The following is a 23,835-nucleotide window of genomic DNA, read 5'->3' on the forward strand; positions in this document are numbered from 1 at the left end:
CTATTTTTCCTCCGTGAAGGCCTTTGCGAGCTCTTCAAGGGGCAGAGTCAGAATGCCCTGCCAGCTGAACTTATCTCCTCCGGCTTTGCCCGCTTTGACGCAGGGGAAGCCGCTCCAGGCCGCTTCAAATTCCGCGGCCTTTTCAGGAGAGACCGCGTAAACGGCGCGCGCGCCGCCCTCGGAGAAGAGAAGCGTTTCGACGCCGCCCCGCGGGGCCAGTTCGATATCCATTCCCACCCCGGAGGCGATAGCCTCGTTGGCGAGCGCGGAGGCGAGCCCGCCTCCGGCCACAACGCGGCCGGAATTCGCAAGCTGCCGCTGCGCAGTCTTAAGCGCGCGGTCGCGGAAGGCCTTTTCCGCCTCGGCGTCGGGGGCCGCCGTCTTGCCGAGCGGCTTGCCGTCCTTCGCCTGCTGATAACGCGTCGCGCCGAGCGAGCCCTCGGGCGCGCCGACCAGATATATGAAATCTCCCGCCTTCGTCCTTCCCGCGCGGATCACCCTGTCGCGGTCAACGACGAGTCCGGCGGTGACGACGAGCGGCGTCGGATAGATGCGGTCCGTCGCCGTCTCGTTGTAGAGGCTGACATTGCCGGAGACGACGGGGCAGTCGAGGGCGCGGCAGGTATCCGCGAGCCCGCGCAGACATTCCTTAAGCTCGTAAAACTTCTCCGGCACCTCCGGCGAGGCGAAGTTGAGGCAGTTCGTCATACCGAGCGCGTCAGCGCCCGTGAGCCAGAGGCCGCGCAGAGAGAGCGCCATCGCCTCGGAGGCTCCCGTGTAGGGATCGGTCCAGCATTTATAGGGTTCGGCCTCCATCGTGAGGACGCAGGCGCGGTGTGTATCGGGAACCTCGACGATCGCCGCCGGCTCGCCGGGGCCCGCTATCGTGTGAAGCTGTACCATCGAGTCGTACTGCTCCCAGATCGCGTCCTTGCGGTGTCCGTTGGGGCAGGAGAGCATCTCGAGAAGATCCTTCGCGGGATCGGCGCTCGCCAGCTTTGAAAGTTCAATGGCCTGCCGCGCGGGCAGGTCCTTCGGCTCGGCGGCGGGCCAGAGGATCTCCGGCGTATCTCCCAGTATCGAAGTCGGCAGCTCCGCCTCCAGCACGCCGTTCTTATAGACGCGGTAACGTTTGCTGTCCGTCATCTCGCCGACGATCGCGCAGTCGAGGCCGTAGTGCTTCGCCATCGCGAAGACCGGCTCCAGCTTCTCCTCCTCGACGATCAGAAGCATACGCTCCTGCGACTCGGAGAGGAAAATCTCCCAGGGAAGCATATCCGCTTCGCGCAGGGGGATCTTTTCGACCTGAATATCGATGCCGCAGCCGCTCTTATGGGCGATCTCGCTTGACGACGAAAGGATGCCCGCCGCGCCCATATCCTGCATCGAGGCGATGAGCTTCTTGTCGAGGAGGTCCATGCAGCACTCAATGAGCAACTTTTCCTCAAAGGGGTCGCCTATCTGTATCTGGGGCTTGCTGGCCTTGGAATCCTCGTCGAGTTCGCGCGAGGCGAAGGAGGCTCCGGCGATGCCGTCGCGTCCCGTCTTTGAGCCGAGTAGTACCGCGTAATCTCCGGGTTTGGCCGTCTGTGAGCTAGCCATCTTGTCCAGACGCACGAAACCGGCGCTGAAGGCGTTGACGAGCGGGTTGTCGTTGTAACAGGGCGAATAAAAGGTCTTACCGCCGACGATCGGCACGCCGACCGCGTTGCCGTAAGAGCCGATACCCTCGACGATGCCCTTGGCGAGGTTGCGCGTCTTCTGTAGCGAGGCGTCGCCGAAGAAAAGGCCGTCCATCGAGACCGAGGGACGGGCGCCCATCGCGATGATGTCACGGATGATGCCGCCGACTCCCGTCGCCGCTCCCTGGAAGGGCGCGACCGCGGAGGGATGGTTGTGGCTCTCTACCTTAAAGGCAAAGCCCCAGCCCTCGCCCATATCGACGACGCCGGCATTTTCCCCCTGTCCCTGAAGCACATACTTCCCCTTGGAGGGGAAGGTGCGGAGCAGAGGCCGCGTCGACTTATAACTGCAATGCTCTGACCACATGACGCCGATAAGCTCCAGCTCAAGATCGTTCGGCTCGCGGCCGAGCAGCTCTATTATCCTCTTATATTCCGACTCCGAGAGTCCAACTTCACGAAAACCCATTAGAGTGCACCCCTCTTTGCAAAATCTTGTGCGATCGAACGCCAGAAATCTCCGCCGTCGGAACCGCCGTTGAGATGTGCGATCGTCGCGCGCTCCGGGTGCGGCATCAGGCCGAGGATATTTCCTTCCTTATTACAAATGCCGGCGATGCCGTTCAGCGCGCCGTTCGGCGCGTACTCCGCGCCCGCCTCGCCCGTCTGCGGGTCGGCGTAGCGGAATACCACCCGTCCCGACTCCTCGAGCTCGCGAAGCTCCTTATCGGGGAGGAAATAGAGCCCCTCGTGGTGCGCGATCGGATACTGGACGATATCGCCCTTCTTGAAGCCGGAGGTGAAACGGTTGTCGGTACGCTCAACGCGCATCCAGCATTTTTTACAGAGGAAGGTGGTGCTGGTATTCGCCAGCAGGGCGCCCGGCAGGAGCTTCGTCTCCGTCAGCACCTGGAAGCCGTTACAGATGCCGAGCAGGAGCTTTCCCGCCTCAGCGTGCCTGCGCACCGCTTCGATGATCGGCGAACGCGCGGCCATCGCGCCGGAGCGCAGATAATCCCCGTACGAAAAACCTCCGGGGAGAATGACGAGATCCGGCTGTGAGGCGAACTCACGCTCCTCATGCCAGACCATATCCACGGGCGTCTTTAATGTTTCGGCGACGGCGCGCTGAACGTCGCGGTCGCAGTTGCTTCCGGGAAAAACGACAACGGCGGTTCTCATCGTTACGCTTCCCGAACCGATATCTTGTAGGTCTCTATCAGATCGTTGGCCAGAAGATCCTGGCACATATTTTTCACAGCTTCCGCCGCCGCGTCGCCGTCCTTGGCCTCGAGCCGCATCGTCACGATGCGTCCGACGCGCACCTCGCTCAAGCCCTCATAGCCGAGATGGGTCAGCGTCTTCTCTACAGCCTTGCCCTGTGTGTCCAGAACTCCTTCGCGCGGGGTGATAACGGCCTCTGCATGGAAAATCATAGAATAACATCCTCCTTGAGATGTTTATTTAGTGTGATTGTGTGGAATTGTCCACGGTGATGCTAAGAATATAACGCTCATATCAGTAAATGTCAATGATGTGTCATTTCAGAAAAATGCAGACAAAAAATTGACTCTATGTCACAAAATAGTATAATATTGAGCAGAGCAAAAATATTTTGTTCTAAAAAAAGGGAGGTAGATGTATCATGAAACTAAGTAAGCGCACCACGGTTGTCGTTATGTTGGTTCTTTGCACCGCCCTCTTCGCCTCGACGGCGGCCTTTGCCGCCGAAGAGATCAAAATCGGCGCTCTCTTCCCGCTGACCGGCCCCGCGGCGGTCTCCGGACAGAACTGCGTGAACTCCGTCCTCGCGGCAGCCGACGTCATCAACAAGAAAAATCCCGACATCAACGCCCCTCTCGCGGCGGGAGAGGGCCTTCTCGGCGGCAAGTACGTCATCAAGATAGTCCCCGCCGACCATCAGGGCAAGCCGGATGTCGCTAAATCCGAGGCCGAACGCCTCTACAACCAGGAAAAAGTCTTTGCGATCATCGGCAGCTACAACAGCGCCGCCACCAAACCGGCCAGCGCCGTCGCCGAGCGCGCGAAGAAGATCTTCATGTGCGGCTGCTCGAGCTCCGCGGCCCTCACCGAGCGCGGCTACAAGTATTTCTTCCGCCACGCCCCGACGGACGCTATCGAATCCGTTGAATTCGTCGATTACATCGAATACCTTAATAAGGAAAAGAAGGCCGGCATAAAGACCCTCGGCCTCATCTATGAAAACACCGAATTCGGCAAGCACGCCGCCGACGAGGCGCGCAAAGCGGCCAAGAAGATCGACCTTAAAGTAGTGGCCGACGTCCCCTTCAACAACGGCGCGACGAACCTCAACAGCGAAGTCCAGAAACTCAAGTCTGCCAACCCCGACGCCGTATTCGGCGCGGCGCTCGGCGGCGACTACTCACTGTGGGTACGCACCATGAAGCAGGTCAACTGGCTCCCGAAGATCGCCCTCAACTACTGCACCGGCTACCAGAACCCCGCGGTACAGAAAGAGCTCGGTTCCGACGGAAACTACTTCATGGGCGGCATGGGCTACTCGCCTGAACTCGCGAAACAATTCATGCCCGAAGCGATCAAAATCCAGGACAAATACTACACGCCGAGAAGCAATCAGCCCTTCGACAGCGACTCCATCCAGGAGGCGGTCATGCTGATGGTCCTCGCCCAGGCGATAGAGAAGGCGGGCGGCCCCGACACGGAGAAGGTCCTCAAAATAATCCAGACCGACGAATTCCCCTCCGTCATGTCGCTGAGCGGCAGCGTGAAATTCGGCCCCGACGGCCAGAACATCAAAGCGCTCTCCGTCATCACACAGCTTGACGAACAGAAATACAACACCGTATTCCCGCTTAAGTACAAAGACTCCGAGCCTGTCGTCCCGATGAAGCCCTGGGACAAGAGGTAAAAGCGCCGCAGATTATATGCGCCATCCGCGCCGCGGACAGACTTTGCCCGAAGCTCCAACGTATTGATATACGCCTGCGCTCCGTGCGAAGCCTGCCCGCTTAGCGGCCGGTACATCTAATCAGCGGACAGGCTCTCAGAATTTTTCACACGTTAATCAGACATTATAGTAGCCTTCCGGCGGGGCGCCTTGACACAACAGCCCCGCCTTTTTACTAAGGAGGTCGTTGCATGAGCAATTTTCTGCAGGTCCTGATCGACGGGATCTTGAGCGGTCTGCTTTACGCTCTCGTCGCCGCCGGCCTCAGCATGATATGGGGCGTAATGGACGTTATCAACTTTGCCCACGGAGAGTTCCTCATGGTGGCGATGTACATCTGCTACTGGATGGGCTTCATACTGGGGATAGATCCGCTCTTTACCTGGGTTGCGGCTGGAATCTTCCTATTCATTATGGGAGGGCTCACATACAAATGGATCATCAAAAGAAGCCTCGGCAAGGCGGCGATGGCGCCGCTGCTCGCCACCTTCGGCCTCTCGATGCTCCTCAAAAACTTCTGCATGAACCGCTTCTCGCCTAACTTCCGTCTGCTCTCCGGTACCATCCTCGACGGAAAGACCTTTGAGGTCGGCGGGGCCATCGTCTCCGTTCCCCAGCTCGTTACAGGCGTATTCGCCCTCGTTGTGCTCGCCGTCGTCTACTGGCTTATAAAGAGAACCCGCCTCGGCTGGGCGATCCAGGCCACCGCGATGGACAAAGAGGCGGCGGAGCTCATGGGTATCGATACGGAAAAAATATACCTGCTCGTCTTTGGCATCGGCGGGGCCTGCGTCGGCATCGCCGGCGGCCTGATGACCACCTATCTCGCGGTCCATCCCGAGGTCGGCAGCCTCTTCAGCCTCATCGCCTTCGTCGTCGTCGCCCTTGGCGGCTTCGGCAGCATACCTGGCGCGCTCTTTGCCGCGCTGCTCATCGGCCTCGTCGAATCCTTCACCGGCTTCTACGTCGCCGCGGTTCTCAAATATGTCGCCGTCTTCGCGATATATCTGATCGTCATACTTGTGCGCCCCAAGGGCCTCTTCGGGTGGTGACGGCTATGCAGCTAAATAAAAAGGATAAACTCTGGTACGGTTTCATCATAGCGGCGTTAATACTGCCCTGCATCCCCGGGCTTATCGGCGGTTCCTCCTTCTTCGGACACGTGGCGACGATGGTCCTGCTCTACGCCGCCATGGCGCAGTCCTGGAACATCATCAGCGGCTACGGCGGACAGGTCTCCTTCGGCCACTCCGTATTCTTCGGAATCGGGGCCTACGGAGCCGGCCTCGCGGTCGTCACCTTCGGCTCGCTGCCCTGGTACGGCGCGCCGCTCGGAATGCTCGCCGCGGCGGTCGTCTCCATCCTCATCAGCTACCCCTGCTTCCGGCTCAAGGGCCACTACTTCGCCATCGCGACCTTCGCCATCGTGGAGATATTCAACCGCCTCTTCATGATCTGGGACGCCGTCGGCGGCGCGCTCGGCCTTGACTATCCGATCCTGCCCGACGGCTGGAAAAACTTCTCCTGGTCGGACACCAAGACCGGCTACTACCTCGGGGCGCTCGCGATATTCGTCCTCGTCTACGGCATCGTGCGCTGGATAGAGAAAAACCGCATGGGCTACTACCTGCTCGCCGTACGCGAGGGACAGGAGACCGCCGAATCCCTCGGCGTCAACAGCACCTTCGTCAAACTCGGCGCGATGGCCCTCTCCGCGGCGCTGGCGGCCCTCTGCGGCGCCTTCTTCGCGCAGTACAACTACCGCGTGGACCCGCCGATGGTCATGTCGCTCGACATGTCGATGAAATTCGTGCTCATAACGATACTGGGCGGCATCGGCACCTTCTGGGGGCCATTCCTCGGCGCCCTCGTGCTCATACCGCTGCAGGAATACACCAGGGCCTACCTCTCGCACCTCGGCGCGGGGATAGACCTGATAATCTTCGGCATAATAATCATCATCGTGATGATAAAAGAACCGCGCGGCATCATGGGGCTGCTCTCCTACTTTACTAAAAGATCCGACGCGGATAAAAGAGAGGAGGCGAAGTGCTGATGGCTCTGCTTGAAGTGAGAGACCTGACAATGAAATTCGGCTCGCTGCTCGCTAACAGCGACGTCTCTTTCGACGTTGAAAAGGGAACCATCGTCGGCCTCATCGGTCCCAACGGCGCGGGAAAGACGACCCTCTTCAACTGCGTCGCGGGGCTCTACACCCCCACGGCGGGAAAAGTATTCTTCAAAGGCGAAGACGTCACCGACCTGCCGGCCTACAAAATGGCGCGCCGCGGCGTCGCGCGCACCTTCCAGGTCGTGCGCCCGCTCAAAGAGATGACCGTCTTTGAAAACATCCTCGTAGGGGCCTACATGCGCACCGGCGACAGCGCCAAGGCCAAAGAGATCGCCGAGCGCTGCCTGGAGCTCTGCTTCCTTGGCGAACACCGCTGCCGTCTCGCGGGAGGACTCACCATCGGCAACAAAAAGCGGCTGGAGGTAGCGCGCGCCCTCGCCACCGAACCCGAGCTGCTGCTGCTCGACGAGGCTGTGGCAGGACTCACCTCAACGGAGGTCAGAGAGATGGTCGAAGTCATCGTCCGCCTGCGTGAAGAGGGCATCACCATCCTCATGGTCGAACACATAATGGAAGCCATCATGCCCATCGCCGACAAAATAGTAGTCCTTGCGAGCGGCAAAAAAATCGCCGAGGGCGCGCCGGCGGATATCGTCAAAGATCCCGTCGTCATCACCGCCTACTTCGGCGAAAAATTCAGCAAACGGATCAACGAACATAAAGCGGACGCCCCCGCGGAAAATTCGGATGTTCACGCGGAGCGCGAACAGGGGACTGCGCATAAGGAGGGAATATAATGACGGCGATGCTTGAAGTTAAAAACATACACTGCGCCTACGACCAGGTCTCCGTCATCCACGGCATCTCGCTGCATGTGAACGAGGGAGAGATCGTGGCCATCCTCGGCGCGAACGGGGCGGGGAAGTCCACGCTCATGCGCGCCGTCGCGGGCCTTATGCACCCGACCGCCGGAACCATAACCTTCGACGGCTGCGACATCACGAAGATGTCCGCCTCCAAAAGCATAAAATTGGGGCTAAGCTACGTCCCCGAGGGACGCAGGCTCTTCTCCAAACTTACCGTGCGCGAAAACCTTGAACTCGGAGCCTTCAGCGTCACCGATAAAAGTGTCGTCGCCGAACGCCTCGACGAAATGTACGAACTGTTCCCGATACTCAAAAGCCGCTCCGGACAGACCGCGGAGACGATGAGCGGCGGTGAACAGCAGATGTGCGCCATCGCGCGCGGCCTCATGTCCCGTCCGAAGCTGATAATGCTCGACGAACTTTCGCTCGGGCTCCAGCCCAGCCTCGTGGAGAGAGTCCTTGAGGCCGTCGCCGAAATAAGAAAACGCGGCGTCACCGTCCTGCTCGTCGAACAGATGGTGCAGGAGGCGCTGGAGATCGCCGACCGCGGCTACGTCCTCCAGACGGGGCGCGTCGTCCACAAAGGCACCTCGCAGGAGCTCCTCGACTCGGATGAGGTGCGCAGAGCTTACATGGGCATGTAAAAATCGGTGCGAATAAGCACCGTATGCGTCATAAGCCGGTCCCTGAGTGTCCTCGCCGTATGAACAATACGGCTCCGGTACTCAGAGACCGGCTTATTTAGCCTACGGCACTTCTTCGCACCGATTTTCCTGCTGTCATGTGAATTTTCAAAACCGATTTCCTTCGGGTAGGAAAAGAGATAAATAACGATTTACCAAAGATTTTGGCGCCCTCTCTGAGGGAGCTCCCCGCGATGAACAGAGTCCCGCAAACCGGACAACGCTATAAAAGCTCCCAAGGGTATCAAAAATTTATTCAATAAAGAGACTTCGATATTGCATCGGAGCCTTTTTCAATTTTATCTGTATCCTGTCGTTATTATAATACCTTATATATTCGTCTATGGCATCTTTGGCCTCCTCGTAGTTCTCCCATTTTACTCGGTTGACGAGTTCTGATTTAATGTGACTAAAGAAGTTTTCTGCACATGCATTATCCAAACAATTTCCTTTCCTTGACATTGAGACCTTGAGTCCGTATCTTTGTGTCAGGTTGAAATATGCATGGCTTGTATATTGAAACCCCTGGTCGCTGTGGAGGATTGGTCCATCAGCGACCACCTTATTATTATTTTCAAATGCTTTCTTCAATGTATCGGTTACTAACTTAATATTATTATTACGACTGATTTGATATCCCTGTATGGAATTATCAAAGAGATCTTTTATCATGGAGAGGAATATATTACCCTTTTTTGTTCGTATATATGTGATATCAGTAACCAGTTTCTGGTTTGGTCTGTCGGAACGAAATTCTCTGTTCAGGATATTCTCATAGCTGTGGATATTTCCTGACATCACTTTAAACTTTTTCTTTTTTCTTATTTCCGCTTGAAGTCCCGCTTTTTTCATAACACGCCTTACCCTCTTATTGTTTACATGAATGCCAATGAAGTTGTTGAGCCACAGAGTCATTCGCCTGTACCCATAAGTGTTTTTGTTGATATTCTGTCCCGTTCTTATTGCTTCTATGAGAGGACCGTCTTTATCTTTCATTCCACGCCGCTTTAGCCAACTGTAGTATGCGGAGCGTGATACGGACAAAAATCTACACATTCCACAGACAGAATGTTTTGTTGAAAATTCAAAAATGATCCTGTATTTAATATTTCTTTCTATCACCACCTTTGCAGCTCTAAGGCTTTTTTTAATACGTCGACCTGCATTTCCAGCTCTTTAATCTTTTCTATGCTATTTGTAACTTCCAATTTCTTATCTGGACAGTCTTGTTTTGAACTAGAAATATCCCCTTGTTCGATAAATTCCTTACACCATCGTCTTAAAAGAGAGGGACTTGAAATGTTAAAAGATGAGGTAACATCTACCATAGTACGTCCCTCTTCTAAATGAGCCGAAACAGCTTCAAGTTTTACAGCCTTGCTGTAGGTTCTTTTTTTCCTTGTATCATCCAGTAAGTCCTTCTGTCCGCTCTTATATAAAGATATCCATGTTTTAACAGAATCAGGACTAACACCAAGTTCTTCAGCAATCCGCCTTCGTGGAATTCCCTGTTTGTGCATCTCAATTGCTCTTATTCTTTCTTCTGTTTTACGTTTACGCATAGAAGATCCCCCTTTATATGTATTTAGTTTTATTATAATCCAGGGGCTTTATTTGGCTGTCCGATTTTCGGGATGCTGTTCACGAAGCGGGGTGAGGGAGTTTTGACCTTAGGTTTTCCCGCGGCTTTTGCCGCGGGCTCTGTTTGGTGCGGTTTCCGCGCCAAACAGAGCAACACTCCTTCCGTCTCGCCGCAAAAGCGGCGGCGATCCACCTTCCTCAGAGAGGAAGGCTTTAAGAAAAAAACCGCTGTTTATCATCGATAGGGCAAAAGCTAAATCGCTATTTATCTTTTCCCCACTCAAAACTAAACCACAATTTACCGCTTTCCCCTCTCGAAGATAAATCGGCGTTTAGACGTGCGAGTTGCTAAATAACTTTGGGCTCTGGAACCGGAGCCGTATCTTTATACGGTGAGGATGCCAGAGCCCGAAGTTATGACGCAAGTCGTGCTTATAAACGCCGATTTACATTTGTGAACGGACCTTCCGCCTACCACTGTTACATTTATCACACGCAGCAGGTAACAGACAAAATAAGGAGGGTCACAGACATGAAGAACAAAAAAGTTCCCCCGTCGCCCATACCGCCGCGCGGCTCCTCGCCGCGCTGTACCGACTACCGCCCCGGCCTCCCGCCGCTTCCTGAGAGCTCTTTTCCGCCGCCGGTTCCCGCTCCATCCGCCGCCGCCCTCTCCCTTCCCGAAATAATCCGCGCCTACAGGCCGCTTGTGCTCGCTGTCGCGGGCAGGTATCAGGGGCGCGGCGCGGACTTCTGCGACCTTGAACAGGAGGGCTACCTCGCGCTGCTCATCCTCGTGCCGCAGTGTCCCGACATGAACTGGCTCGCATACTTCCTGCGCTGCCGTCTGCCCGGCGTCGTGCGCGACGCGGCGGCGCGCCTGAGACGGGCGCGGGCGCGCGCGGGGATGCTTCTTGAAGAGATAGAGGAGACGCTGGGGGCGGAGGAGGGGCGTTACCGCGAGATCGAGCTGCGCGCCACCCTCGCCCGCGAACTCACCACGGAAGAATACCGCCTCGCGCAGCTGCTCTCCGAGGGAAACACCCAGAGCGAAATAGCGAAAGAACTTGGCGTCACCCAGCAGGCCGTCGCCGCGCGGCTCAAAAAAATACGCGCTAAACTGAAAAAAGCGCTGCGGGAATAACCAAATCTTTAATATTTATGTTAGAATGTAGTCCGTATTATTGCTTATATAAAAATAAATAATGGAGGCTAAAGTGCACTAGTCAACAAAACCTGGACAGTTGACTTGCTTAACTCTGTATAGTAGGGGGGTATCTCGTTACGTCCTACTCCTAAAACTGCCGTTTCCGCTATACGCCTCCTTATACTGTTTCGGCGTCATGTATCCCAAAGCATAGGCCGGACGCTCTTCATTGAAGAATTTTATGTATTCCTCTATCTCCCGCTCTATGTTTTCTTTGCCTGTTACATGAAAGTCTGTAAACAGCTCCGCTTTCAGCCAGCCGTTTATCGCTTCCATCGCCGCATTGTCCGTAGGAGTTCCGCTTCTGGACATGGAGTGGGCTATATGGTTCAGTTCCAAGATGTCGTTGTATTTCTTGGAGGCGTATACCGCGCCCTGGTCTGTGTGCAGTATCGTCTGCCATTCCGTTTTTTTATCTTTATTCATTATCAGTCCTTCCAGCCCGTCTATGTATGTCATTCTGTCTCCGCGCCTTGAAGACAACGCATGGCTTACTATTTCGTTGTTCCATAGGTCCATATACAGTGTCAGCTCATAGTACGTACCTTTGAAGCAGAATGCCGTCATATCGCTCGCTATGTACTGCATCGGTGAGTATACCGGCAGGCCTGCAAGAAGCAGGTTGGGGAATAATCTGTACGGATTGCCTGGTTTTTTATAACGGTAGTGTTTTGCCTTGCTCTTTATACCGGCAGCCCTGCAACATTTATAGGCGTACGGATCTGAATGGACTATTCCGGTGTCAAGGCGTATCTTCGCGTTAAGCCATCTGTATCCGTGCGACGGATATCTTTTATGATATTCCATAAAGAGCATTACGCTTCTAGCAAAATCCCTCGCTCTTTTGGACGGTTCAAACAGGCTGCGTTTCCAGTTATAGAAGCTGCTTCTGGGAATCCCCGTCACACGGCACAGGATGACTACAGGAAAATACTCGGATAGTTCCAGAATTACTTGGTATTCGAGCTGTCTAAAAGGATATATTCCTTTACCGGACCATCTCCTTTCACCTCGTAGCCTTTTTTTAATCTTGCTTCCGCTACTTTCGCTTTAATCAACTCAACAATGAGTTCTTTTTTTGTCATGGACTCATAATCTGATAGGTCAGGCTGTCTTTCGGAAGGCTTGTAAACATAACTGTCCGAACCGTTTCCGGAAGACTTGGGCGGCAGACTGTTGGAATCACGATACATCCGCATATAGTCCCTAGCCGTGTCGTCGCTGATGCCGTAGGCTTCGGCAGCCTCGTAACGTGTCATTATCCCCTCATAAACTTTTCGTCCGATTTCAAGACGCTCTTCTTTCGTGTATCGCATTACAGGCCTCCTGTGCATATAAACATGGCTCTTGTGCCACAAGATATTATTGTCATGTATAAAAGACAATTATATCTTGTCTCACTTTTACCCCCTATATGTACAGGATTAGTTTAGCAGTGCACATTAAAGCCCTAAACGAGAGTACCCCCCCCCCAGAAGTAAAATCAGGTTTAAAATATTCAAGATATCCCTATCCATCATCATCCCTATGCCCATCCTCCGTCTCCGTGCCGAATGCCGCGCGGAATACAGGGTCTTCGCGTCCCGCCCCCTCCGCCCGCGGCGGAGGTGAAAAAACATTCGCGGCGCTCTTCGCGCCATACTCCAAAACATTTAAGATCCTGCTCATCGCCGCCATTATGCTGCTGCCGGCTCTGCGCGCCATTCCCGCCCTCGCGGGGGATACGGCCTTTGTCGACGTGGCGCGCGTCATCGACGCGAGCCTTCCCGGAAAAGCGGGGCAGCGATACATCGACGGCGTAAAGGCCGACCTTGACGCGGAGCGGGAAAAATTCAAAAAAAGCCTTGGCGGCGTAGCGGACAACGACCCGCGCCTCGCGCAGAAAGACGCGCAGCTCACCGCCCGCTACCGTGAGGAATACTCCCGCGTCACCGGCCTGCTTATGGGCGAACTCAAAAGAGTGACGAGCAGCTGGCTTAAGACAAACAAGCGCGGCTTTACGGCGGTCCTGCCCGCAGGCATGGCGCTGGCCGTCGCCCATGAGAGCGACGTCAACGCCGACATCCTGCGCCTCTTCAACGCGGTCACCATAGACTTTGCGAAGAGATGAGGGGAAGTGCTCCGGTAAAATGAAAAAAGAAAACCTTGTGAAAAGCCTCGCCCTCTGGGCCGCCGTCGCCGCGCTCTTTGCCCTGCCCGTTCTGAGGGCGGCGGAGGCGAACTACACCGCGGACGGCGGCACCGTCGGCAGCGGCGTGGAGCACGCGATCGCGATAGGCAGCGCCGTCGCGTCAAAGGATAATACCATCGCCATTGGCAACGGTACACAGGCTACCGGCCACATGAGTGTCGCGATTGGTCTAAATGCGCAGGCGACGCATATCGGCACCTCGGCCTACGGAAATAACGCGCAGGCGACGGGAAGTGGCAGCTCGGCCTACGGAGACAGTGCACATGCGACGGAGAGTGGCAGCTCGGCCTACGGATACAACGCGCAGGCGGCGGGAGCCTACAGTTCGGCCTACGGATTTTACGCGCATGCGACGGGAAGTGGCAGCTCGGCCTACGGAAGCGAAGCCCTTGCATCGGCGGACAACTCCATAGCCATCGGCAGCGGCAGCAGCACTGATACGGGCTACTTAAAATATACCAAGGCGACAGCGGAACGCGCCGCCGCCATCGGTTACCTGGCCCAGGCGACGGCTGTTGACGCGCTGGCACTCGGAAGCAACGCAAACGCCGCCGCCGACTACGCCACCGCCCTCGGCGCGAACGCCAGTGCCTCCGAGTCATACAGCATAGCGATAGGCAGCGCCGACGCGACGGAGGACAGAGCTATCGCCATCGGCAACGGCACACAGGTTACCGGCCGCAGGAGTGTCGCGGTTGGTCTAGATGCGCAGGCGGCGAAAGGAGGTAGCTCGGCCTACGGAAGCAGTGCGAAGGCGACGGGAATCAATAGTTCGGCCTACGGAGCTAATGCTAATGCGTCAGGAGGTGCCAGCTCAGCCTACGGAAATGGAGCCATCGCCTCGGCGGACAACTCCATAGCCATCGGCAGCGGCTATGATAGCTATGATATGTACTTCTCAAAACAAACCTTGGCTACAGCGGAGCGCGCCGCCGCCATCGGCTATCTGGCGCAGGCGACATCGGCTGACGCGCTGGCACTCGGAAGCAACGCAAACGCCACCGCCGACCACGCCACGGCGCTAGGCGCGAACGCCAGCGCCTCCGGCCAATACAGCATAGCGATAGGCAGCGCCGACGCGACGATGGAAAACGCCATTGCCATCGGCAAAGGCGCAAAGGCTGCCGGTGGTGGAAGTGATGGCGAGGTGGTAGGTAGTGTCGCTGTTGGCGTAAATGCGCAGGCGACGGGAGAATACAGCTCGGCCTACGGAAACGGCGCGATAGCGGAGGGAAAGGGGAGCTCGGCCTACGGAAGTAGTGTAGCCGCGAGTGGAGAATTCAGCTCGGCGTACGGAAAATATGCTGCCGCGACAGGAGAATCCAGCTCAGCCTACGGAGACAATGCGGAGGCGACGGGAGACTACAGCTCGGCCTACGGAGCTTATGCTTCCGCGGCAGGAGAATCCAGCATGGCTTACGGGTACTACGCGCAGGCGACAGGAGGAAGCAGCTTTGCCGCAGGCGCTCTTACTTTGGCTTCGGGAGATGCCTCCATCGCCATCGGCAGCGGCCTCGGCGAGAGCGGTATAGTCACGGAGGCCACCGGATATAGGAGCGTAGCCGTCGGAAACGCGGCGCAGGCGACGGGAAACGACAGCTCATCGTACGGAACTTATTCTAAAGCGACAGGAGAATCCAGCTCAGCTTACGGAGGCGGTGCGGAGGCAACGGGAAGTTCTAGCTCTGCCTACGGAAGCGGCTCTGTCGCCTCAGGAGACCAAAGCTCTGCCTATGGAAACGGAGCCCTCGCCTCGGCGAACAACTCCATAGCCATCGGCAGCGGCTATGATGTGGAATTCTCAAAACAGACCTCGGCGACAGCGGAACGCGCCGCCGCCATCGGTTACCTGGCCCAGGCGACGGCTGTTGACGCGCTGGCTATCGGAAGCAACGCAAACGCGTGGGGCGGAGGCAGCACTGCCGTCGGAGCCTCCGCCGTGGCCTCCGCCAACCACGCCTCGGCATTTGGAGACAACGCGAAGGCTAACGCAGACTACGCCACAGCGCTGGGCGCGAACGCCAGCGCCTCCGGCCAATACAGCATAGCGATAGGCAGCGCCGACGCGGCGGAGAAAGATGACATCGCCATCGGCAACGGCGCAAAGGCTGCCGGTGGTAGCAGGTGGGCAGGTACTGTCGCGATTGGCGTAAATGCGCAGGCGACAGCACAGCAAAGCTCTGCCTACGGAAACGGTGCGGAAGCGTCAGGAAGATACAGCTCAGCTTACGGAGCCGGTGCGGTGGCGACGGGAGAATACAGCTCGGCTTACGGAAGCGGCGCGGAGGCGACGGGATACTACAGCTCGGCTTACGGAAGCGGCGCGGAGGCGACGGGATACTACAGCTCGGCCTACGGATATTGTGCGGAGGCGTCAGTCGCCTACGGCGTGGCGCTGGGAGCGTGGTCCGTCGCGGATAGGATGACGACGGCGGCGGGCGTCTACGTTCCCACCGGCGCGGATGCCGGCGGTGTGAACGCCACGGTAAAGGGCGGCGGTATCGGCGTAGTATCAATAGGCGGCACTCAAGGCATTATAGAGTTCACGCGCCAGCTGACGGGCGTGGCGGCTGGCGTGACGAGCACCGACGCGGTGAACGTCGCACAGCTCGCGGCGCTTGACGGTGTGGTCGTCTCACAGGACGCGCTCATCGCGGGCAACACGTCGGCGATAAACGCCGTAAGCGCCGACGTGGCGATGGCGGTCAAATACGACGACGGCAAAACGAGCGTGACGCTCGGTAACGGTACAGATATGGTGACGCTGAAAAACGTAGCCGCCGGTGTCACCTCGAACGACGCGGTGAATTTTGAACAGCTCTCGGCGACAGAGCTGAAAGTAGCCGCGGTGAGCGGCGACGTAAGCGTCCTTGGCGGCAGGGTGGCGGCGAACGAGACGGCGATAACCTCGCACGACGCGCGCATCGCGGCAAACGAGAGCGGCATCGTCACGCTGAACACGGCGGTCGCCTCTCACGATACGCTCATCGCGGGCAACAGAGCGGCGATAAACGCCGTAAGCGCCGACGTGGCGATGGCCGTTAAATACGACACGGACAAAAAGAGCGTGACGCTCGGTAACGGCACAGATATGGTGACGCTGAAAAACGTCGCGGCGGGAGTGACCTCTAACGACGCGGTGAACTTTGAACAGCTGACGGAGACGGAGCTGAAAGTAGCCGCGGTGAGCGGCGACGTAAGTTCCCTCGGCGGCAGGGTGGCGGCGAATGAGACGGCGATAACCTCGCACGACGCGCGCATAGCGGCGAACGAGACGGGTATCGTAACGCTGAACACGGCGGTTGCCTCGCACGATACGCTCATCGCGGGCAACACGTCGGCGATAAACGCCGTAAGCGCCGACGTGGCGATGGCGGTTAAATACGACGTTGGCAAAAAGAGCGTGACACTCGGTAACGGCACAGATATGGTGACGCTGAAAAACGTCGCGGCGGGAGTGACCTCGAACGACGCGGTGAACTTTGAACAGCTCTCGGCGACGGAGCTGAAAGTAGCCGCGGTAAGCGGCGACGTAAGCACCCTCGGCGGCAGGGTGGCGGCAAACGAAACGGCGATAACCTCACATGATACTCGCATAGCGGCGAACGAGAGCGGCATCGTCACGCTGAACACGGCGGTCGCCTCGCACGATACGCTTATCGCGGGCAACACGTCGGCGATAAACACCGTAAGCGCCGATGTGGCGATGGCCGTCAAATACGACGCTGGCAAAACGAGCGTGACACTCGGCGACGGTACGAATATGGTGACGCTGAAAAACGTCGCCGCCGGTGTCACCTCAAACGACGCGGTGAACTTCGCACAGCTCTCGGCGACGGAGCTGAAGGTGGCCGCGGTGAGCGGCGACGTAAGTGCCCTCGGCGGCAGAGTGACGGCAAACACGCTGAATATCGGCAGGGTGAGCGACGACCTCAGAATGCTCGACGACAAGGCCGTCAAGTACAATGACGCTAAGACGGAGGTAGCTCTCGGCGGCTCAGGGGGCCCCGTCAAACTGACTAATGTCGCCGACGGAACCATCGCCGCGGGCAGCCGCGAAGCTGTGACTGGCGGTCAGCTCTATACCGTCAGCGCCGATATCAATACCAGAATAGACAATATCGTCACCAGCGGGGACGCCCGCGCCGTCAGATATGACGACGACGCGAAAACGTCAGTGACGCTCAACAATGGTGGGAACGCCGTCACGCTGAAAAACGTCGCGGCGGGCGTCACCTCAAACGACGCGGTGAACTTTGAACAGCTGTCGGCGACGGAGCTTAAAGTGGCCGCGGTGAGCGGCGACGTAAGCACCCTCGGCGGCAGGGTGGCGGCGAACGAGACGGCGATAACCTCGCACGACGCACGCATCGCGGCAAACGAGAGCGGCATCGTCACGCTGAACACGGCGGTTGCCTCGCACGACACGCTCATCGCGGGCAACACGTCGGCGATAAACGCCGTAAGCACCGACGTGGCGATGGCGGTTAAATACGAGGACGCTTTGAAAACGTCAGTCAAGCTCGGCGACGGAGTGAATCCCGTAAAGCTCACAAACTTGGCGGCGGGCGAGATCGCCAGAGACAGCAAGGACGCGGTGACCGGCGGCCAGCTCTTCGCGACAAATGAGCGGGTCGCGGCGAACGAGGCAAGTATCGGCGCGGTTAGCTCGGATGTGGCGATGTCCGTCAAGTACGCTTCCGGCTCGGCCAACAGGCTTACTCTGACGGACGGAAGCGACGGCGCGGTGAAGATTTCCAACGTCGCGGAGGGCAAGGTCGCCGCCGACAGCAGGGAGGCGGTGACGGGCGCTCAGCTGTTCGCGACGAATCAGAGCGTCGCGGCGGTGAGCGGCGACGTAAGCACGCTGAAGGTCTCCGTCGACTCGAACACGGCAAATATCAATACACTGACAAACAGTTTGGAGACGGTTAGCGGCGATGTAAGCGCTCTCGGCGGCAGAGTTGCGGTGAATGAAACGAATATCGGCGCGATAAGCTCCGACATGGCGATGGCGGTGAAATACGCCTCCGGTTCCAGCAATAAACTTATCCTGACGGACGGCGGCGGCGGCACGGTGAAGATTTCCAACGTTGCCGATGGCAGGGACGACACTGACGCCGTCAATTACAGACAGCTTAAGGGCGTCAGCGACGATTTGAGCCAGAAGATCGACGATATCGCCGTTACGGGAGACCCAAGGGCCGTCAGATACGACGTTGCGGGAGGCAGCGTCATCACCCTCGGCGGAGCCGGACATGCTCCCGTAAAGATAACCAATGTCGCGAGAGGCACGGAAGATGGCGACGCCGTCAACTACGGGCAGTATAAAGAGTTGGACGGCAAACTCGACACCCTCGGCACGACGCTTGCCGAGAGGACCGGCGGCTCCTACGACAGCGTGAGCGGATCTTTCGACATCACCTATCCGCCGAGCCCCATGCCTTCAACGGGGCAGAACACGCAAAACTCAAGTGGCGCGGTACAGAACAGCGGCGATCCGCACCTTAATGACACCCTGCAAAGTATGTGGGACGCCATCGGCTCTATTCAGGGCGGCAGCGTAACGGCGGGGGATAATATCGTCGTTGAGGGAAATAAGGTCTCGGTCTCCAAAAATCCCGAATTTGAGAGAGTCAAGGTGGGGGCGATCGACATCGGCGGCGGCGGTATCGATATGGGCGGCGGCAAAATAACCGGGTTATCAAACGGTGACCTCTACCAGGGAAGCACCGACGCCGTCACCGGCGATCAGCTCTGGAACGCCTACCGCAGGATAGATACTATCGACGAACGTGTGCAGGTGGTAGGCGCGCACGCGGCGGCCCTCTCGGCGATGCACCCCGTGGCCTACAATCCCTACGAGCCGACGACCATTTCCGCCGGAGTCGGCTATTACCGCAGCGAACAGTCTCTCGCTGTGGGCGTCTTCCATTATATAAGGGAGAACGTACTTGTGAACGCGGGCGTCGCCTTCAACTCGGACGGAGATACGATGGGCCGCGCGGGCATCAGCTTCTCTGTCGGAGGACATAAGGGAGGCAAACAGGCCTCTGTGTACAAAGACATGACCGAGATGCAGAGACAGATGGCGGCGATGCGTGAAATGCTCATGCAGCTGAAAGACGAGAACGATAAGAACAGGGAGACGATAAAGGAGCTTAAAGAGGCTCTGAAAGATAAGAACTGACGGTTCACGGCGCGCCGGTCTTCCGCGGCGGCGGAGGTCCGGCGCGCTCTCCGTCTGGTGATTTTTACAGTCTAAGAGATTTATGAAATTTTCTTTATGACTTTTGTATCCGAGCGGCGCGGAATTTTTTGCCTGGGAGGCCGTTTGTATGGGGGTCTGTGCTTGTCAAGTGGGTGATAGTTTGCATAGTAGGAACGCGGAGGCATTTTTTAACGACCTGATCCAAAACGAGAGGACACGCGGCTTGTGTCTTGAGATAGCCCTGCTGCCGGAGAATGAACGCGGCGACGCCGTCCGCGCGCTGGGGTATGATTTTACCGCGAAGGAGATGGACGAGGTCGTCTGCCGTGAGTATGTCGCGCTTTCGGAGAAGAGACGGCATATTCTTGGCGGCGGAGATCTGCGGGATATAGTAATGGAGAAGTGGGGTAATCATATGGACCCGTAAATCACCTTAAATCGGGAGCCTATGAAACAAACTCTGTAAATAAAGAAATCGCCCAAAAAGGCCTTCTGTGATAAATTAAAATTACTTACAGGAGGCCTTTAAAATGGCAAAAGATAAGAAGATTACTCACAAAGTTCAGATGACAGACGGGAAAAGAGATATCATCAGATACCTACTTCAGGAATACGATATCAAATCTGCAAAGGATATCCAGGATGCGCTGAAAGATCTTCTGGGGGGTACGATTAAAGAGATGATGGAGACTGAGATGGACGAACATCTCGGTTATAAGAAATCTCAGCGTTCAGAAGGCAGCGACTACCGCAACGGATACAAACAAAAGCATGTAAACTCAAGTTTTGGAGAGTTTTGCATAGACGTTCCTCAGGACAGGGAATCCAGCTTCGATCCTAAGATAGTAAGAAAGCGACAAAAAGATATTTCCGAGATAGACCAGAAAATAATATCTATGTACGCTAAAGGAATGACTACCCGTCAGATATCGGCAACGATACAGGATATTTACGGGTTCGACGTTTCAGAAGGCTTCATATCGGATGTGACTGACAAGATAATGCCGCAGATCGAAGAATGGCAGAACAGGGCACTCTCCGAAGTCTATCCCATTGTTTTTATAGATGCGATTCATTATTCTGTCAGGGAAGATAACGCTGTAAAGAAGCTCGCAGCCTATGTAATACTTGGAATCAACAGCAACGGTATAAAAGAAGTGCTTTGTCTGCAGGTGGGAGAAAATGAAAGCGCCAAATACTGGCTGACAGTCCTGAATTCCCTGAAGAACCGTGGTGTAAAGGATATCTTCATTCTCTGTGCAGACGGCCTTAGCGGAATGCGCGAAGCAGTAGAAAGTGCGTTCCCGCAGACTGAATACCAGCGCTGCCTTATACATCAGGTCAGGAGCACTATGAAATATGTGGTTGAAAAAGACCGCAAAGAATTTGCCGCAGACCTAAAAACAATATATCAAGCTCCCGACGAGTCCCATGCGCTGGAAGCGAGGGAGCATGTTGCTGAGAAGTGGGGATTAAAATATGCAAATGCAGTGAAGGGGTGGGAGCGCAACTGGGATACGATCTCTCCGATATTTAAATTTTCTTGCCAGGTAAGAAAGGTCATTTACACGACAAACGCGATAGAAAGCCTTAATTCCACCTATCGCAGGCTCAACAGCCAAAGAAGCGTATTCCCCAGCGCAGGCGCCCTTCTGAAAGCCTTATATCTTGCTACTTTTGAAGCAACCAAGAAATGGAGTATGCCAGTTAGGAACTGGCGCAGTATCCTTGGTGAACTAGCTGTAATGTATGAAGGACGGATGCCTGAATAGGCTAAGAATAATAAAAAGCGGCCAGTGTTTGTATTGACACTGGCCACTTAATAGGTTGATAATTTTGTTATACAGGGATCGTTATTAGCCCTAGTTGTATTGGATTTCTCACAGAAGGTCCATATTTACAGAGTTTTTTTCACACGCCCTAAATCGGCGTTTATAAGCACGACTTGCGTCATAACTTCGGGCTCTGGCATCCTCGCCGTATAAAGATACGGCTCCGGTTCCAGAGCCCAAAGTTATTTAGCAACTCGCACTTCTAAACGCCGATTTATCTTCGATAGGGGAAAGCGGTAAATTGCGATTTACCAAAGATTTTGGCGCCCTCTCCTGAACAGAGTCCCGCAAACCGGACAACGCTATAAAAGCTCCCAAGGGTATCAAAAATTTATTCAATAAAGAGACTTCGATATTGCATCGGAGCCTTTTTCAATTTTATCTGTATCCTGTCGTTATTATAATACCTTATATATTCGTCTATAGCATCTTTAGCCTCCTCGTAGTTCTCCCATTTTACTCGGTTGACGAGTTCTGATTTAATGTGACTAAAGAAGTTTTCTGCACAGGCATTATCCAAACAATTTCCTTTCCTTGACATCGAGACCTTGAGTCCGTATCTTTGTGTCAGGTTGAAATATGCATGGCTTGTATATTGAAACCCCTGGTCGCTGTGGAGGATTGGTCCATCAGCGACCACCTTATTATTGTTTTCAAATGCTTTCTTCAATGTATCGGTTACTAACTTAATATTATTATTACGACTGATTTGATATCCCTGTATGGAATTATCAAAGAGATCTTTTATCATGGAGAGGAATATATTACCCTTTTTTGTTCGTATATATGTGATATCAGTAACCAGTTTCTGGTTTGGTCTGTCGGAACGAAATTCTCTGTTCAGGATATTCTCATAGCTGTGGATATTTCCTGACATCACTTTAAACTTTTTCTTTTTTCTTATTTCCGCTTGAAGTCCTGCTTTTTTCATAACACGCCTTACCCTCTTATTGTTTACATGAATGCCAATGAAGTTGTTGAGCCACAGAGTCATTCGCCTGTACCCATAAGTGTTTTTGTTGATATCCTGTCCCGTTCTTATTGCTTCTATGAGAGGACCGTCTTTATCTTCCATTCCACGCCGCTTTAGCCAACTGTAGTATGCAGAGCGTGATACGGACAAAAATCTACACATTCCACAGACAGAATGTTTTGTTGAAAATTCAAAAATGATTCTGTATTTAATATTTCTTTCTATCACCACCTTTGCAGCTCTAAGGCTTTTTTTAATACGTCAACCTGCATTTCCAGCTCTTTGATCTTTTCTATGCTATTTGTAACTTCCAATTTCTTATCTGGACAGTCACGTTTTGAACTAGAAATATCCCCTTGTTCGAGAAATTCCTTACACCATCGTCTTAAAAGAGAGGGACTTGAAATGTTAAAAGACGAGGTAACATCTACCATAGTACGTCCCTCTTCTAAATGAGCCGAAACAGCTTCAAGTTTTACAGCCTTGCTGTAGGTTCTTTTTTTCCTTGTATCATCCAGTAAGTCCTTCTGTCCGCTCTTATATAAAGATATCCATGTTTTAACAGAATCAGGACTAACACCAAGTTCTTCAGCAATCCGCCTTCGTGGAATTCCCTGTTTGTGCATCTCAATTGCTTTTATTCTTTCTTCTGTTTTACGTTTACGCATAGAAGAGCCCCCTTTATATGTATTTAGTTTTATTATAATCCAGGGGCTTTATTTAGCTGTCCGATTTTCGGGATGCTGTTCATCCGAGGGAGCTCCCCGCGAAGCGGGGTGAGGGAGAGTTGACCTTCGGTTCTCCCGCGGCTTTTGCCGCGGGCTCTGTTTGGCGTGGTTCCCGCGCCAAACAGAGCAACACTCCTTCCGTCAGCCGCCAAAAGCAGGCGGCCGACACCTCCCTCGGAGAGGGAGGCTGTAAGGGCAAAGTCAGAAGCTAAATCGTGATTTATCTTTTTCCTAACCTGATTTACGGTGCGGTTGTCGCTTCGTCGAGGCAGTCGAGGCAGAGAAGTTTACCATCGCTGACGCGGAGCCAGGGTTCGGCGGTCGGTTCGCCGCAGCGGGCGCAGCGGCGCGACTGGTAGATTTTTGCCTCGCGCGGCAGAGCGAAGCGCGCCTCCTCGATCTTGAATATCTCTTCCGTGGGGGCTTCGCGCATGAATTTTCGCTTTTCCTCTTTGGAGGCGAATTCTTTTTCTTTCAGCACGATACGGAAGGAATCACCGCTTTTTCTATCGAAGAAGGTAAAGGCCTGTTTGCCGCGCAGCCGCAGGATGAGGTTGCCCTTGCCGGCGGTGCAGCCGAGCAGCGCCTGTACCGCGTCTATCCCGCAGGCGTCGTTCTCCGCGACGCAGACGATTTCTTCGTCGGGCGACGGCTCCGTGATCGCGAACCGTTCCATTGCGCAGAGCGCCGCGCGGAAGCCGATGAGCAGGCCGCCGCAGCTGTGGCCGTGAAAATCGACGCATTTTTTATATAGAAGTTCTTTATCCATCTGTCTGGCCTCCATTGTATTTGCAACTTAATTTCCCTGGGAATTATTATATCGAATAAAGATAAAAAAGATAATTTGCAATTCAACTTAT

General features: G+C 55.0%; 20 protein-coding genes. 10 read left to right on the plus strand and 10 right to left on the minus strand.

The window, feature by feature from the left end; genetic code table 11:
• The 3 genes from purL to purS are packed head-to-tail and all read right to left on the minus strand — an operon-like array spanning position 1 to position 3,118.
• A complete protein-coding gene (gene purL / locus BED41_RS07285; RefSeq protein WP_066744457.1) occupies positions 1-2,151 on the minus strand; it encodes a phosphoribosylformylglycinamidine synthase subunit PurL in 2,151 nt (716 codons plus the stop codon).
• Complete coding sequence (gene purQ / locus BED41_RS07290; RefSeq protein ID WP_066744459.1) at positions 2,151-2,864, minus strand: phosphoribosylformylglycinamidine synthase subunit PurQ; 714 nt, start codon at positions 2,862-2,864, stop codon at positions 2,151-2,153. The genes purL and purQ overlap by 1 nt, the downstream gene beginning before the upstream one ends.
• 2 nt (positions 2,865-2,866) lie before the next feature.
• Positions 2,867-3,118 carry a phosphoribosylformylglycinamidine synthase subunit PurS gene (gene purS / locus BED41_RS07295; protein ID WP_066744461.1) on the minus strand — a complete coding sequence of 84 codons (252 nt, stop codon included), beginning with the start codon at positions 3,116-3,118 and terminating at the stop codon, positions 2,867-2,869.
• Positions 3,119-3,327: 209 nt separating this feature from the next.
• On the opposite strand from purS, the gene BED41_RS07300 reads away from it, so the two are divergent.
• The 5 genes from BED41_RS07300 to BED41_RS07320 all read left to right on the plus strand — a co-directional run bounded on the left by BED41_RS07300 (position 3,328) and on the right by BED41_RS07320 (position 8,213).
• Entirely contained in the window at positions 3,328-4,593 is a 1,266-nt protein-coding gene (locus BED41_RS07300) for an ABC transporter substrate-binding protein (protein ID WP_066744463.1), read from the plus strand.
• A gap of 230 nt (positions 4,594-4,823) precedes the next feature.
• Positions 4,824-5,684, plus strand: coding sequence for a branched-chain amino acid ABC transporter permease (locus BED41_RS07305; protein WP_066744465.1), 861 nt, complete (start codon positions 4,824-4,826; stop codon positions 5,682-5,684).
• A 5-nt stretch (positions 5,685-5,689) separates the two neighbouring features.
• Positions 5,690-6,688 carry a branched-chain amino acid ABC transporter permease gene (locus BED41_RS07310; protein WP_066744467.1) on the plus strand — a complete coding sequence of 333 codons (999 nt, stop codon included), beginning with the start codon at positions 5,690-5,692 and terminating at the stop codon, positions 6,686-6,688.
• A complete protein-coding gene (locus tag BED41_RS07315; protein WP_066744469.1) occupies positions 6,688-7,500 on the plus strand; it encodes an ABC transporter ATP-binding protein in 813 nt (270 codons plus the stop codon). Before BED41_RS07310 ends, BED41_RS07315 begins: the two co-directional genes overlap by 1 nt.
• Positions 7,500-8,213, plus strand: a complete 714-nt coding sequence (locus BED41_RS07320; protein WP_084002320.1) for an ABC transporter ATP-binding protein — start codon at positions 7,500-7,502, stop codon at positions 8,211-8,213. Before BED41_RS07315 ends, BED41_RS07320 begins: the two co-directional genes overlap by 1 nt.
• Before the next feature lie 291 nt (positions 8,214-8,504).
• On the opposite strand, the gene BED41_RS07325 is transcribed toward BED41_RS07320, so the two are convergent.
• Both BED41_RS07325 and BED41_RS07330 read right to left on the minus strand, forming a co-directional pair.
• On the minus strand, positions 8,505-9,377 hold the full coding sequence (locus BED41_RS07325; RefSeq protein WP_157102220.1) for an IS3 family transposase: 873 nt from the start codon (positions 9,375-9,377) through the stop codon (positions 8,505-8,507).
• The gene (locus BED41_RS07330) at positions 9,371-9,814 is read right to left on the minus strand and encodes a transposase (protein ID WP_019263345.1); all 444 of its coding nucleotides are present in this window, start codon (positions 9,812-9,814) and stop codon (positions 9,371-9,373) included. The genes BED41_RS07325 and BED41_RS07330 overlap by 7 nt, the downstream gene beginning before the upstream one ends.
• A 551-nt stretch (positions 9,815-10,365) precedes the next feature.
• Here BED41_RS07330 and BED41_RS07335 point away from each other — a divergent pair.
• Positions 10,366-10,977, plus strand: coding sequence for a sigma-70 family RNA polymerase sigma factor (locus BED41_RS07335; protein ID WP_066744471.1), 612 nt, complete (start codon positions 10,366-10,368; stop codon positions 10,975-10,977).
• A gap of 138 nt (positions 10,978-11,115) precedes the next feature.
• Here BED41_RS07335 and BED41_RS07340 read toward each other — a convergent pair whose 3' ends face one another.
• Both BED41_RS07340 and BED41_RS07345 read right to left on the minus strand, forming a co-directional pair.
• Positions 11,116-12,069, minus strand: a complete 954-nt coding sequence (locus BED41_RS07340) for an IS3 family transposase (RefSeq protein WP_437177029.1) — start codon at positions 12,067-12,069, stop codon at positions 11,116-11,118.
• The gene (locus BED41_RS07345; RefSeq protein ID WP_066742226.1) at positions 11,991-12,356 is read right to left on the minus strand and encodes a helix-turn-helix domain-containing protein; all 366 of its coding nucleotides are present in this window, start codon (positions 12,354-12,356) and stop codon (positions 11,991-11,993) included. Before BED41_RS07345 ends, BED41_RS07340 begins: the two co-directional genes overlap by 79 nt.
• Positions 12,357-12,475: 119 nt before the next feature.
• Between BED41_RS07345 and BED41_RS16630 the strand changes: the two genes are divergently transcribed.
• From BED41_RS16630 to BED41_RS07365, 4 genes are all read left to right on the plus strand, one after another.
• A complete protein-coding gene (locus BED41_RS16630; protein WP_168160245.1) occupies positions 12,476-13,150 on the plus strand; it encodes an OmpH family outer membrane protein in 675 nt (224 codons plus the stop codon).
• Between the two features lie 19 nt (positions 13,151-13,169).
• Positions 13,170-19,421, plus strand: coding sequence for a hypothetical protein (locus BED41_RS07355; RefSeq protein WP_066744477.1), 6,252 nt, complete (start codon positions 13,170-13,172; stop codon positions 19,419-19,421).
• 244 nt (positions 19,422-19,665) lie between these two features.
• Positions 19,666-19,869 (plus strand): hypothetical protein, encoded by a 204-nt coding sequence (locus tag BED41_RS07360; protein ID WP_066744479.1) that lies wholly within the window; start codon positions 19,666-19,668, stop codon positions 19,867-19,869.
• A gap of 103 nt (positions 19,870-19,972) precedes the next feature.
• Positions 19,973-21,214, plus strand: coding sequence for an IS256 family transposase (locus BED41_RS07365; RefSeq protein ID WP_066742107.1), 1,242 nt, complete (start codon positions 19,973-19,975; stop codon positions 21,212-21,214).
• Positions 21,215-21,605: 391 nt separating this feature from the next.
• Here BED41_RS07365 and BED41_RS07370 read toward each other — a convergent pair whose 3' ends face one another.
• The 3 genes from BED41_RS07370 to BED41_RS07380 form a co-directional block, all read right to left on the minus strand.
• Complete coding sequence (locus BED41_RS07370) at positions 21,606-22,478, minus strand: IS3 family transposase (RefSeq protein ID WP_367593408.1); 873 nt, start codon at positions 22,476-22,478, stop codon at positions 21,606-21,608.
• Complete coding sequence (locus tag BED41_RS07375; RefSeq protein WP_066742750.1) at positions 22,472-22,915, minus strand: transposase; 444 nt, start codon at positions 22,913-22,915, stop codon at positions 22,472-22,474. The genes BED41_RS07370 and BED41_RS07375 overlap by 7 nt, the downstream gene beginning before the upstream one ends.
• Positions 22,916-23,216: 301 nt before the next feature.
• Entirely contained in the window at positions 23,217-23,744 is a 528-nt protein-coding gene (locus BED41_RS07380) for an FmdE family protein (RefSeq protein WP_066744480.1), read from the minus strand.
• Between the last annotated feature and the right edge of the window lie 91 nt (positions 23,745-23,835).

It is taken from the genome of Cloacibacillus porcorum, from assembly GCF_001701045.1.
GTDB lineage: Bacteria > Synergistota > Synergistia > Synergistales > Synergistaceae > Cloacibacillus > Cloacibacillus porcorum.